Here is an 11,969-nt window from a genome sequence, read left to right as displayed (position 1 = left end):
GTTCCACCGCATTGCCTTTAAAGAGAGGTATCACTGTGATGCCTTGTCACAGCACCATCCAAATTGAACCATGAGCCGCCCTCCCCTTCACTGGTCCTGCCTGAGTCAATGCGGTGCTTGTTGCAGGCTTGCTCCGGCGGAACGACCTGAAGCGCTTGAAGCGCTATCGGACGAGCAGCAAACGATCTACCTAGGAATGGTGGGGAAAGACGGATGGTGTCGACATTTCGACCAGGGAGGCCGACGCTGCAGAATTTATGAGGACAGACCTGACTTTTGCCGGGTGAGCGGTTTAGCCGATTTATTTGCAGTGCCAGCGGAGGAGGTCAATGCCTTCGCCATTGATTGCTGTCGACAGCAAATTCGCTCGGTTCATGGCGGAAGAAGCCTCGAACTGCGTAAGTTCGAGCGGTTGATCCGCTCACCTCAGAATTCCGATGACTGAAGCAGGTAGCGACAACAAGCTTGGATTCAACACCATTCTGCTGAGCACCTTCACCACCGTTTTTCTAGCTGAATTGGGTGATAAAACCCAATTAGCCACCCTCCTTCTATCCGCCCAATCCGGCGAACCATGGTTGGTGTTTATCGGGGCCGCGCTGGCATTGATCTGTTCAAGCCTGGTAGGAGTTCTGGTGGGACGCTGGCTCTCCACAATCCTTCCCCCAGAACGTCTGGAACAAATGGCAGGTTTGCTGATGGTGGGACTGGGTTTGTGGCTGGGCAGTCAGGCCTTGAAGTCACTGATGGAGACCCAATCACTCTGAAACTGTTATGGACTTCACCCTTCTCATTTCCACTTTTGTCACCGTGTTCTTGGCAGAGCTCGGTGATAAAACCCAATTAGCAACAGTGGCTATTAGCGGCACATCCAATCGACCCTTAGCGGTGTTTCTCGGATCATCCAGCGCTTTAGTACTCGCGAGCTTGATTGGCGCTGTAGCGGGAGGATCTTTATCAGCTGTGATTCCTGCCGACTGGCTTCAACTGATTGCTTCGACTGGGTTTCTAGTGATCGGTGGCCGCTTGCTAATGCCCATGCTCCAAGCCGGATTTGGATCCACCCAGGCCGAGGACTAAGGAAGGAATCGCGCACAGTCGGGCGATTAGAGTTGGGATGTCATTCACTGTTTGCACTACAACTCCTCGAGTGCAGCAGTTTTGATTCAACTCCCGGTCCTGAAGGCCGGTTTCTTGCATGCTCCGATGAAATTCACGGTCGCCGACCTTCTCGACCAGGTCCCCCATGACGGTTCCGTTGAGATCAGCAAGCTCGAAAAGATTCTCCGATTAACCAATCGAGCCGACAAACAATCACTCGGCATTGCGCTGAAGGGACTTGATCGACTTGGTGTGCTGAGCCTTGAAGAGGAGAGTTCAGTCTCCCGAGGTGACGACATTGGGTTGATTGAAGCCCGTTTGCGCTGCAGCAGCAAAGGATTCTGTTTTGCCATTCGTGATGACGGCGGTGAAGACGTCTATATCCGTGACCATCAGCTGAATCACGCTTGGAATGGTGATCGCGTGTTGGTACGCATCATCCGTGATGCAGGCCGCCGTCGATCTCCAGAAGGAGGGGTGCAATGCATTTTGCAGAGAGCCACCACAAGCCTTCTGGCTCAAGTGGAACAACAGGATGAGCGACTGCTCGCCGTTCCCCTCGATGACCGTGTTCTCGCCTCCATCGAGTTACCGGAGGGAGATAGCAACTATCAACTCGAGGGACCCGCCACATCAGTGGTTGAAGTGCAGCTCGATCGATACCCGATCGCTCAACACCCAGCCCGGGGTCATGTGGCCCGTTCGCTGCCACTCAACGGTGGTGTCGATGCTGATCGCGATCTCTTACTCACTAAGGCCCACTTACACAACAGAGCAACTGCACCAAGAACAACGATTAAGGCTCCCGTCGAGAAACGACGCAAAGACCTCACCGATCAGCCGTGTTTACTCCTGAACAACTGGGTGATTGATGGTGCTCCCCACCTACCTGCAGCCCATGTCATCCCCCATGAAGGTGGAACTCAGCTATGGATTCACGCTCCTGCTGTCGCTGAACGAGTGAACCCCGGCAACAGTCTTGATCAATGGTTGTGCGAGCAAAGCGAAGCTCTTTGTTTGGGCAATAAGTGGATTCCACTGCTGAGTCCGAACCTCTCCAAAGCGGCAGCGTTCAACGTTGGAGAAACACAAGCTGCAGTGAGTGTTCGCATCGATATTGACTCTGAAGGCGAAGCTCGGGACTGGGAATTCTGTTTGACACAAATTCGGCCTGTCGCTGAAGTGACCTCGCAAGCTTTAACGGCTTTGGCAGGGCGCAAGCCCCGTTCTCGAGCCATCCCAGCAGCACTGAAATCAATCAAAGATCACATCGGACAACTCGAGACACTGATCTTTTGCGCCAAAGCTCTTCACGCCGCAGAGTTAAGACAAGGCCAAATCGAATTGGATCTTCCAACCCCCGATTTGGAAACGCTGGGAGACCTGCGAGCCACCGAACCAGATGGTGGCAATCGTCAGTGGATTGAACCCCTGAGGGAAGAGGATCCCTTCTCAATCTTGGCTACGTTCCTACGAGCAGCGCATTCAACTTGGACTCAGCATTGCCTGGATTTCAATCTTCCAGCCCTGGTGCTTCAAGCCAATGATCCCGAGAGTGGATCCCTGAATGACGTCGCGAAAGCAGCCATTGCCCTAGAGCTGCCGATCTCCCTGGATGAAGAGGGCACCACTTCGGCGTCCGAACTCGCGCAAGCCTTAATTACAAGTCCATCCAGACGGGTGCTCAACCTGCAGCTGCGACAGACCCTCCCAGATTGCCAGTTCCGCCTGATCCAATCGAAAGCCAAGCAAATAGCACTCGCCAGTGAAAACGAGGCATCAGCGACTGAGACCAAAAAAGATCATGAAGAGCTCGACACTTCAGCAGACATTGATGCGATGTCTCCTCCTGCTCAGGATGGATCAACTCCGTTATTCGCTCCTTGGTGCTGTCCCACCCTGCATTACGCCGATTTATTGAACCAACAGGTGTTATGTCAGCTTCTCAACGACGGCAAAGATCGTCCAAGCGTTCGCCAAAAAGAAACGGTCAATTTGGGCAGCAAAGGTGCCGCTTCAACGCTGACCTGGCCGCTCTTCAGTGGGTCTCTCCAACAACGATTGCAGGAACTCCTCCAGGAACGCAAACTTCAACGTCTCAATTCTCGGCGTCGCCAACAAGCGGAGCTTTCTAGAGATGTGATTGCGATGGCGCAAGCACGAAGCGCCGAACCGATGCTCGATCACGAGCAACAAGGTGTGATCAGCGGCGTTCAAAGTTATGGGTTCTTCGTGGAAATTGCCCCCTCCATGGTGGAGGGACTGGTGCATGTCAGCTCCTTGAACGACGATTGGTACGAATACCGTTCTCGCCAAAACCGACTTGTGGGTCGTCGTAATCGCCGCGTTTACAAACTTGGAGATCCCGTCACAGTGCGTGTAACCAAGGTGGACGTTCTGCGCAATCAGATCGATCTAGACATTGTGCTTTCCCCGGAAGACGAACAGGAAGAGACCCCAATGCCTGTAGCCGTGAGTGAGGGTTAGGGGCGTGTCCTTCATGGAGCACCCTGATCGTCCTTATGTCCTTGGGGTAAGCGGCGCCTCAGCCCAACCGCTTGCTGAGCGAGCCTTACAACTTTTGCTTCAGAAGGAACGCAGTGTTCACCTGATCATGAGTCGTGGGGCGCATGAGGTTTGGCTCGCCGAACAATCCATCCAGGTCCCCGTCGATCCTGAGCTTCAGGAACGCTTTTGGAGATCACGGCTGAATGTTCAAACAGGATCATTAATTTGCCATCGCTGGGGAGATCAAGCAGCAACGATTGCTAGTGGAAGTGTGGCAACCCGCGGCATGGTGATTGTTCCTTGTTCGATGGGCACCGTGGGGCGTATTGCGGCCGGAGTAGCCAGTGATCTGCTCGAACGTTGTGCTGATGTTCATCTCAAGGAAGGACGACCCCTTGTACTGGCACCTAGAGAAATGCCATGGAGCCTGATTCATCTCCGCAACCTCACAACTCTGGCTGAAGCAGGAGCAAGAATTGCTCCACCCATTCCGGCCTGGTATAGCCAGCCCCAAAATCTCAGCGAAATGGTGGATTTCTTAGTGGTGAGACTCTTTGATTCCCTTGGTGAGGAGTTAAGCCCTCTGAAACGTTGGCAGGGTCGCCAGCCATGACAGCCTTTCAACGCTTGCTGCTGATTCCCTGTCTGAGTCCGGTGGTGTTGATGCTGTTGATTGCATCACTCAATCTCGGACAAGCGTCATCGTTACGGGTGCTCACTTGGAGGTTACCCCCATTGCCTATTGGAGCCTGGATCGCCGTCGCAACGGTGTTGGGATCGGGCGTCAGCGCTGTGGGTGGATTGGCCATGGTGACCTCGAGACCTGTCCTACGGCGAGAGGTTCGACGGCCGGTAACTGGGCCCGATGTTCAAGAGCCATTGCCTCGTGAGCAACCCCATCAGGCAAGACAAGCTCAACCCACCCCCTGGCCTGAACGTGACGTGCGCGATCCAGCTCCAACCGTCTCCGTTCCCTTCAGGGTGGTGCATCGAGGCAATCAAGCCAACGCAACACCAACCCAAGGCAAGGACAGCAGCCCAATTCAGCCAAGGGAACAACGTGCCCATTCATCTGCGGCCGACGCAGAGGGAACAGCAGGGGCTGATCCCGATGATTGGAATCAACAGATTGGCGATGATTGGTAGACAAAGCACTGGGCTGTCTACAGTTCGCCCAGCAATCAAAATCCGGTGAGCGAAACTCCCGAAACACCCAAAGCTGCAGCCAAACCAGCAGCAAAGCCTGCAGCGAAACCTGCTCCGAAGCCCAAGCTGGAGGACAAACCCTTTCAGGCGTTCATTAAGGACGATCTCATCCCCTCCCTCAGCAAAGCACTTAGCAGCAATCATCAGATCACCGCTTCGATCGATCTCATCGAAGGTGATCGTCCTGTTGTGGGAGGCCAATGCTGGATGGTCGCCGGAGAGTTACCTGGCGATCGGCGGTTCTGGGTCTGTTTTGAATCGGATTCGATCACATCCGGTAAAACCATTGCGCTCGCGGAATCCGGAACGGAGCCGAGCCTGTTGGAGTCCTTTTTGATCGATGAGAAGCGCATCAACCTGGCCCTTCTCCAGTCTCGGTTGCTGCAGCGTCTGAATGGCCAGAAATGGCTGGGTGGGAATTAACTGAAAGCTCGTAACACTGGGCTGTGGGTTACCAGAGGGCAACCTACGATGGGTTGTAGTGACTGACGCAACCGATGGTGCCTCCAACAGCCGTTACGGAAGCCACAGCAGTACCAGGGTCCAACGTAACGACGAAAGACCCGGCGAAGGACACGATCCTGACTCCTCGTTTTTACACGACAGATTTCGAGGCGATGGCCGCGATGGATCTGCGTCCAAATGAGGCAGAGCTAGAGGCAATCTGCGAAGAGTTTCGAAAGGATTACAACCGTCATCACTTTGTGCGCAATGGCGAATTTGATGGAGCAGCAGATCAGCTCGACCCCGAGACCCGCAAAGTATTCGTTGAATTTCTAGAACAAAGTTGCACGTCTGAGTTTTCCGGGTTTTTGCTTTACAAAGAACTCAGCCGTCGGATCAAAACCAAAAACCCCCTACTCGCCGAATGCTTCTCGCATATGGCCCGTGATGAGGCGCGGCACGCAGGCTTCCTCAACAAGTCGATGAGCGATTTTGGTCTGCAGCTGGATCTTGGCTTCTTAACATCCAGTAAGAGCTATACATTTTTCAAACCAAAATTTATTTTTTACGCCACATATCTGTCTGAAAAAATTGGTTACTGGCGCTACATCACCATTTTCCGCCATCTTGAGCAAAATCCAGACAGTAAAATTTTCCCGATCTTCAACTTCTTCGAGAATTGGTGTCAAGACGAAAATCGCCACGGTGATTTCTTTGATGCATTGATGAAAGCCCAGCCAGAGACAGTGCGGGGATTACGCGCTCGACTTTGGTGTCGTTTCTTTCTTCTCGCGGTGTTCGCCACCATGTATGTGCGAGATGTGGCACGCAAGGAGTTTTACGAAGCCCTAGGTCTGGATGCTCGGGAATATGACCGCTTGGTTATCGACAAGACGAATGAAAACACTGCACGAGTGTTTCCAGTGGTCCTCGATGTCAAGAATCCTCGCTTTTACAACGGTCTCGAACGCTTGGTGAACAACAACGCTGCGCTCAGCGCAGTGGATGCCACGCAAGCCCCTGCCCCCATCAAACTGCTGCGCAAACTTCCCCATTGGGTGGCCAACGGAGCTCAAATGGCATCCCTTTTTCTAATGGCACCGATCCGCAGCGATCGTTACCACCCAAGCGTTCGTTGAGAACTGGCAATCAACCAGAGCCTCTGTCACCAATTACCACCGCGATTCTCCATAATCAAGGTTGACGCAGACGAGGGGCTTGGTCGAAACCCATCCCGCTCTTAACCAGACCTTCAATCTGGATCCGGGCCACACACCCTGGAAAGATCGCCTGGAAACGCTTCTTCAGACAGGTGTCCGGGCTGGAGCTGATCTAGTTGAAGTGTTCCTAGAACGCACGGATCACCTTGGAGTTCTTGCTGAACAGGAACGCATTACCAGTGTGTCTCCATCCTTTGGGATGGGGGCTGGCATCCGCGTATTCCTCGGACATCGAGACGGTTTCGTTAGCACGAACGATCTCAGTGAATCCGGCTTAGCCCAAGCCCTTGACCAAGCCTTGGCCATGCTCGAATTGGAGCACAACACCCTCCAACATCAACGAGGGTTTGAAGGACTCCGTCAGCTCAAAGATTTTGGAGCCAATAAGGACGCCTGGCTCGCTCAGTCGCCTGAGCTCAGTGAAATCACACAACGACTGTTAGAAGGAACAGCTCGACTCGATCATCTCGGACAGCACCTTGAAGTCCGTCGTGGCAGCTTTTCACGCGATTGGCAAGAGGTCCTTGTTGCTGCCAGTGATGGAACTTATGCCCGCGACATTCGCCTGCATCAGTCCAGTGGCCTCAGTGTGTTAGCTGCAGATGGTGAGCATCGCGCAAACATCGCACGACGCTTTGGTTCTAGCGATCGCCCGGATGATTTACGGGAATGGGATGTGGATGCAGCGGCCAACGAAGTGTGCAGCAGTGCTGCAACCATGCTCCATGCCGATTACGTGGATGGAGGACAGATGCCCGTAGTCCTCGCCAATCGTTTTGGTGGTGTCATTTTCCACGAAGCCTGCGGCCATCTGCTTGAAACCACCCAGGTGGAACGCGGCACAACCCCGTTTGCCGATCAAGTTGGAAAAACGATTGCCAACCCTGCTGTGACAGCCATTGATGAAGGCCTCAGCACAGGCGCCTTTGGTTCCCTCTCCATGGACGATGAGGGGATGGAATCACAGCGGACGGTGCTCATTGAGGATGGCGTCTTAAAAGGATTTTTGAGTGATCGTGCTGGTGAACTGCGCACCGGTCATGCGCGGACCGGAAGCGGCAGGCGACAAAACCATGGCTTTGCTGCTGCGAGTCGTATGCGCAACACCTATATCGCTGCAGGCCCCCACAGCACCGATGACCTGATCCAATCGGTTGATCGTGGCTTGTATTGCAAGTCCATGGGCGGTGGAAGTGTGGGACCAACCGGACAATTCAATTTCTCGGTGGAAGAGGGTTACATCATTGAAAATGGCCAATTAGGCCGCCCTGTGAAGGGAGCCACCCTGATCGGTGAAGCCAAGGAAGTCATGCCAAGGATTTCCATGTGCGCCAACGATCTCGATTTAGCGGCTGGATACTGCGGATCGGTGAGCGGCAGCATTTTTGTCACGGTGGGGCAACCCCACATCAAGGTTGATTCGATCACGGTGGGAGGCCGCTGACCATGACCCATACACCTCTCAATGTGGAAGAGCTGCGGGACCAGCTCCATGCTTTAGCGACCAGAAGCGGAATCCGTCAGTGGGACCTTGGAGCCAGTCGAGGAATGAATGCTTCGGTCCAAGTGGATCGGGGTGAGGCCAAGCAAATGAAGGCAGCCCAACGCAGCTCCATCACTGTCCGAGTATGGAATGAGCAAGGATTGGTTGGTGTGACCAGCACCTCTGATCTCTCACCAGGTGGCCTCGAAAAAGCCCTCGATGGTGCCTATCAGGCCAGTTCGTTTGGCAACGCAGAAGACATCCCAGGCTTTTCGCCACTGGCAACAGCACCGATCCCAGAGCTGGATCGGCCTCTCAAACCCTCTCAGAGCATTCAGACATTGCTCAGCACGCTGAAAGATGTAGAAGGCGAGCTGCTTGCCAAGCACCCTGCAATCGCAACCGTCCCCTACAACGGCTTGAACGAGGGCAATAGCGAGCGGATCTACCTCAACAGCGAGGGGGCGCTACGCCACATGCAACGCACTCAGGCCAGCCTCTACCTGTACGCCCGTGCAGAGGAAAATGGAAGAAAGCCACGCAGCGGCGGTGCTGTTCGCGTAGCGCTTGGAAGTGCTGATCTTGACCTTAGTGGCTGCATCAGCGAAGCAGCCGAACGCACGATCAGCCATCTCAATTACCAACCGATCGATACAGGTCGCTATTTGGTCTGTTTCACCCCAGAGGCATTCCTTGATCTGCTCGGTGCTTTCAGCAGCATGATGAATGCCCGATCCATTTTGGATGGCGTCAGCTTGAGCAGTAAGGAATCGCTAGGTCAACAGATCGCCGTTCCGTTTTTCAATTTGCACGACAACGGTTTGCATCCCGATCACGTGGGAGCAGCTGCCTTTGATGGTGAAGGGACACCAACCAAACGTCTCTGTTTGATTGGCAACGGCACATTGGAGAATCTGCTTCATTCCGAAGCCACGGCTCGTCAGTTTGGTGTTCAACCCACCGGTCACGCCGGCCTGGGAGCCAAGGTTTCCGTGGGACCCGATTGGTTTGAAGTGAGTTCAAGCGAAGGGTCTAGTCGTCCCGTGGAGCATCTCGACCACCGCAATACGCGGGATACTTTCGTGTTGATCGAAGGCTTGAATGCACTTCATGCCGGCGTAAAGGCCAGCCAAGGAGCCTTTTCACTTCCGTTTGATGGCTGGCTCGTGAAGGATGGTGAGCGCATCTCAGTGGAAGCAGCCACGATTGCTGGAGACATCCGAGATGTTTTGAAAGGGATCGTGCACTTAGAACCCAATGAAGTGGTGACCCATCAAGGCGTTTCACCCCATGTTTGGGTGGATGGTCTAGCAATTACAGGCGAAGCCTGAGCTCCTCTCAATGAACATTTTGTTCTGGGGAACTCCCGACTATGCAGTGCCAACGCTGATGGCACTGCATCAGGCTGGCCACACGATTGTGGGAGTGGTAACCCAACCAGATCGACGCCGAGGGCGTGGCAAGACTTTGGTCCCATCCGCTGTGAAAGCCAAAGCCATCAAAATGGGGTTAAGGGTTTTCACCCCGGAGCGCATCAAGCAAGACGAAACCTGCCAACAACAACTCGCTGAGCTCCAACCTGACCTGTCTGTGGTGGTGGCGTTTGGGCAAATCTTGCCAAAAAATGTGCTGAACCAACCGCCGCTGGGGTGCTGGAACGGACATGGATCCCTACTTCCCCGATGGAGAGGAGCTGGACCGATTCAGTGGTCAATTCTTGAAGGAGACCCCGAAACGGGTGTGGGCGTCATGGCCATGGAAGAGGGACTCGACACCGGACCTGTTCTGATTGAGCGAAACCTACCGATTGGTTTATTGGATAACGGCCACACTCTGGCCGAACGCATGAGCGTTCTCACCGCTGAACTCATGGTGGAAGCGATGCCATTGATTGAATCAGCAGGACAAGGATCCGAGCCCGAACGCAGGGCACGCCTCAAGGTGATGAACCAGTCCGATCGCTCTGGAGACGCCAGTTACGCACGCATGCTCACCAAACAAGACCACCAGATCGACTGGTCAGCCTCGGCACTCAACATTCATCGCAAAGTGATGGCGCTCTATCCCAATGCAGTCACGCTTTGGAACGACAAACGCCTCAAACTCCTCCATTGCGAACCCCTCATCGATCGACTTAGAGAGGAGCTCCCCGCCGAAGTACATCCCCTCATCGGACGCTGGCCCACAGGAGGTCATCCTCCGGGAACAGTGTTGGAATCTGTGAAGGGGCTCGGGGTCGTCGTGAGCACGAGTGGCTGTCCGATCCTGGTTCGAGCCGCACAGCTGGAAGGGAAAGGGCGGAGCGATGGCGACTCACTTATTCAACAACTAAACGCTGCTGCCGAACAGCAATTCGGTACGTTTTCGTAACGCATGCGCGTTAGCGACGATACGTCCTCGTGCTACGAGTGTCTTTGCGGCTGCGCGACGAACCACCTGAGCGGCGACCGCGTCCACCGCTTAGGTCGAGGGGAGGAGCACTCAGAACGGTGGGTTCAAACCCAGGAACATTTTCCCGACGCAAGGACTCACCTGTGAGGCGCTCAATCGCCTTCAAAAGCAATGCCTCTTCAGCAGCAACAAGAGAGATGGCATGGCCGGTTTCTCCTGCACGACCCGTGCGTCCGATGCGATGCACATAGTCTTCGGCAACATTCGGGAGATCGAGATTCACCACATGAGGGAGCTGCTGAATATCAATCCCTCGAGCAGCAATATCTGTGGCAACAAGAACGCGCACCGATCCATCCTTGAATCCTTGCAAAGCCCGTGTTCGTGCACCTTGGCTTTTATTTCCATGGATTGCTGCCGCTAACAGACCTTGCTGGCTGAGACGATCCACGACGCGATTCGCACCGTGTTTTGTCCGGGAGAACACCAACACCTGAAGCCACTCACCGCTGCGAATGAGATGACTCAAAAGATCAACTTTGCGGGCCATATCGCAAGGATGAACAACCTGCTCCACAGATCGCACAGTTTGGTTGGCAGGGGCGACCTGAATTTGCACAGGATGGTCAAGCAACCCTGTCGCTAATTTCCGAATTGGCGCACTAAATGTGGCCGAAAACATCAAGGTCTGACGACGATCAGGAAGACGAGAAATCACCCGCCGGATGTCATGAATAAAGCCCATATCCAACATTCGATCGGCTTCATCAAGCACCAAAAACTCAACCCGATCGAACCGCACAGCACCCTGTTGGAGCAGATCTAGCAAGCGACCTGGAGTGGCAACCAACACATCAACGCCCTTCTGCAGACGCTGAATTTGAGGGTTGATCTTCACACCACCAAACACCACATCACTAGTGAGCTGGAGATACTTGCTGTACTCGCGAACACTTGCCAACACCTGTGCGGCCAGCTCTCGAGTCGGGGTCAGGACCAAAGCCCGTATCTGTAAACGCCCTGGACGTGCTCCATGGTTGAGACGTTCCAACATCGGGAGCGTGAACCCTGCCGTTTTACCTGTTCCTGTTTGCGCAGCAGCCATCACATCCCGCCCAGAAATCACAGCGGGGATGGCCTGCAATTGAATCGGCGACGGAGCGGTGTATCCCTTCTCCTGCAAAGCCTTCAGCAGCGGCTGACTCAAACCAAGGGAATCAAAACCAGAGGTTGCGGACTCCGACGGGACAGGGGAAGGGGAAATGGCCAATAGGGCGAAAGATTCAGCCTAAATCCACACCTTCAACATTCCGTGTAAAGCGAACGAGCTTGATTCCAAATCTGCTCTAGGTCCTCATCCGACAGGGCAAGTGCTTGCGGGTGGACCGAAGCCAACCACTGACGACGCTGTTCCATGCCAGTGCCATCAAAAAACTCCTGTCCCGCCGCTAACACCCTGAATTTCAGAAATTCAAGAAGCACAGAACGAGTTTTAATGCGTTCAGCATTAGTCATCGTGATTCAAACAACAAGAAGTAGCACCAGAGAAAGAGTATTGCTTATGAAAACAGAAATCAACCAACGATAAATGAAGCCAATGGGAATAGCGGCCCGCA

Annotated in this window: 13 protein-coding genes; 11 read left to right on the top strand and 2 right to left on the bottom strand. The window is 54.0% G+C overall.

Going from position 1 to position 11,969, the window contains the following annotated elements; all coding sequences use genetic code 11:
* Positions 1–70 precede the first annotated feature (70 nt).
* From SYNC_RS06085 to fmt, 11 genes are all read left to right on the top strand, one after another.
* The gene (locus tag SYNC_RS06085) at positions 71–445 is read left to right on the top strand and encodes a YkgJ family cysteine cluster protein (protein ID WP_011619240.1); all 375 of its coding nucleotides are present in this window, start codon (positions 71–73) and stop codon (positions 443–445) included.
* Positions 438–767: a TMEM165/GDT1 family protein gene (locus SYNC_RS06080; RefSeq protein ID WP_011619239.1), complete on the top strand. Its 330-nt coding sequence runs from the start codon at positions 438–440 to the stop codon at positions 765–767. Before SYNC_RS06085 ends, SYNC_RS06080 begins: the two co-directional genes overlap by 8 nt.
* Before the next feature lie 7 nt (positions 768–774).
* The gene (locus tag SYNC_RS06075; protein ID WP_011619238.1) at positions 775–1,080 is read left to right on the top strand and encodes a TMEM165/GDT1 family protein; all 306 of its coding nucleotides are present in this window, start codon (positions 775–777) and stop codon (positions 1,078–1,080) included.
* 126 nt (positions 1,081–1,206) lie between these two features.
* Positions 1,207–3,588, top strand: coding sequence for an RNB domain-containing ribonuclease (locus tag SYNC_RS06070; RefSeq protein WP_011619237.1), 2,382 nt, complete (start codon positions 1,207–1,209; stop codon positions 3,586–3,588).
* Between the two features lie 13 nt (positions 3,589–3,601).
* On the top strand, positions 3,602–4,222 hold the full coding sequence (locus SYNC_RS06065) for a flavin prenyltransferase UbiX (RefSeq protein ID WP_011619236.1): 621 nt from the start codon (positions 3,602–3,604) through the stop codon (positions 4,220–4,222).
* Positions 4,201–4,755, top strand: coding sequence for a hypothetical protein (locus SYNC_RS06060; RefSeq protein ID WP_237699290.1), 555 nt, complete (start codon positions 4,201–4,203; stop codon positions 4,753–4,755). The genes SYNC_RS06065 and SYNC_RS06060 overlap by 22 nt, the downstream gene beginning before the upstream one ends.
* A gap of 45 nt (positions 4,756–4,800) precedes the next feature.
* Positions 4,801–5,238, top strand: coding sequence for a DUF2996 domain-containing protein (locus SYNC_RS06055; RefSeq protein WP_041426511.1), 438 nt, complete (start codon positions 4,801–4,803; stop codon positions 5,236–5,238).
* 74 nt (positions 5,239–5,312) lie between these two features.
* Positions 5,313–6,398 carry a magnesium-protoporphyrin IX monomethyl ester (oxidative) cyclase gene (gene acsF / locus SYNC_RS06050; protein WP_041426510.1) on the top strand — a complete coding sequence of 362 codons (1,086 nt, stop codon included), beginning with the start codon at positions 5,313–5,315 and terminating at the stop codon, positions 6,396–6,398.
* Between the two features lie 79 nt (positions 6,399–6,477).
* The gene (locus tag SYNC_RS06045; protein ID WP_011619231.1) at positions 6,478–7,923 is read left to right on the top strand and encodes a TldD/PmbA family protein; all 1,446 of its coding nucleotides are present in this window, start codon (positions 6,478–6,480) and stop codon (positions 7,921–7,923) included.
* A 2-nt stretch (positions 7,924–7,925) separates the two neighbouring features.
* Positions 7,926–9,293 carry a TldD/PmbA family protein gene (locus tag SYNC_RS06040; RefSeq protein ID WP_041426509.1) on the top strand — a complete coding sequence of 456 codons (1,368 nt, stop codon included), beginning with the start codon at positions 7,926–7,928 and terminating at the stop codon, positions 9,291–9,293.
* 10 nt (positions 9,294–9,303) lie between these two features.
* Positions 9,304–10,332: a methionyl-tRNA formyltransferase gene (fmt, locus tag SYNC_RS06035; protein ID WP_011619229.1), complete on the top strand. Its 1,029-nt coding sequence runs from the start codon at positions 9,304–9,306 to the stop codon at positions 10,330–10,332.
* A gap of 10 nt (positions 10,333–10,342) precedes the next feature.
* Here fmt and SYNC_RS06030 read toward each other — a convergent pair whose 3' ends face one another.
* Both SYNC_RS06030 and SYNC_RS06025 read right to left on the bottom strand, forming a co-directional pair.
* A complete protein-coding gene (locus SYNC_RS06030; protein ID WP_011619228.1) occupies positions 10,343–11,623 on the bottom strand; it encodes a DEAD/DEAH box helicase in 1,281 nt (426 codons plus the stop codon).
* A gap of 32 nt (positions 11,624–11,655) precedes the next feature.
* Entirely contained in the window at positions 11,656–11,868 is a 213-nt protein-coding gene (locus SYNC_RS06025) for a hypothetical protein (protein ID WP_011619227.1), read from the bottom strand.
* Positions 11,869–11,969 lie beyond the last annotated feature (101 nt).

The organism is Synechococcus sp. CC9311 (genome assembly GCF_000014585.1).
GTDB lineage: Bacteria > Cyanobacteriota > Cyanobacteriia > PCC-6307 > Cyanobiaceae > Synechococcus_C.
Note: the sequence above shows the minus strand (reverse complement) of the source record. Positions and strands in the feature narration are given on the sequence as shown.

Coding starts and splice junctions, on each gene's coding strand:
- SYNC_RS06085 (WP_011619240.1), top strand. CDS start 71: ATGAGCCGCCCTCCCCTTCACTGGTCCTGCCTGAGTCAATGCGGTGCT.
- SYNC_RS06080 (WP_011619239.1), top strand. CDS start 438: ATGACTGAAGCAGGTAGCGACAACAAGCTTGGATTCAACACCATTCTG.
- SYNC_RS06075 (WP_011619238.1), top strand. CDS start 775: ATGGACTTCACCCTTCTCATTTCCACTTTTGTCACCGTGTTCTTGGCA.
- SYNC_RS06070 (WP_011619237.1), top strand. CDS start 1,207: ATGAAATTCACGGTCGCCGACCTTCTCGACCAGGTCCCCCATGACGGT.
- SYNC_RS06065 (WP_011619236.1), top strand. CDS start 3,602: ATGGAGCACCCTGATCGTCCTTATGTCCTTGGGGTAAGCGGCGCCTCA.
- acsF (WP_041426510.1), top strand. CDS start 5,313: ATGGTGCCTCCAACAGCCGTTACGGAAGCCACAGCAGTACCAGGGTCC.
- SYNC_RS06040 (WP_041426509.1), top strand. CDS start 7,926: ATGACCCATACACCTCTCAATGTGGAAGAGCTGCGGGACCAGCTCCAT.
- fmt (WP_011619229.1), top strand. CDS start 9,304: ATGAACATTTTGTTCTGGGGAACTCCCGACTATGCAGTGCCAACGCTG.
- SYNC_RS06025 (WP_011619227.1), bottom strand. CDS start 11,868: ATGACTAATGCTGAACGCATTAAAACTCGTTCTGTGCTTCTTGAATTT.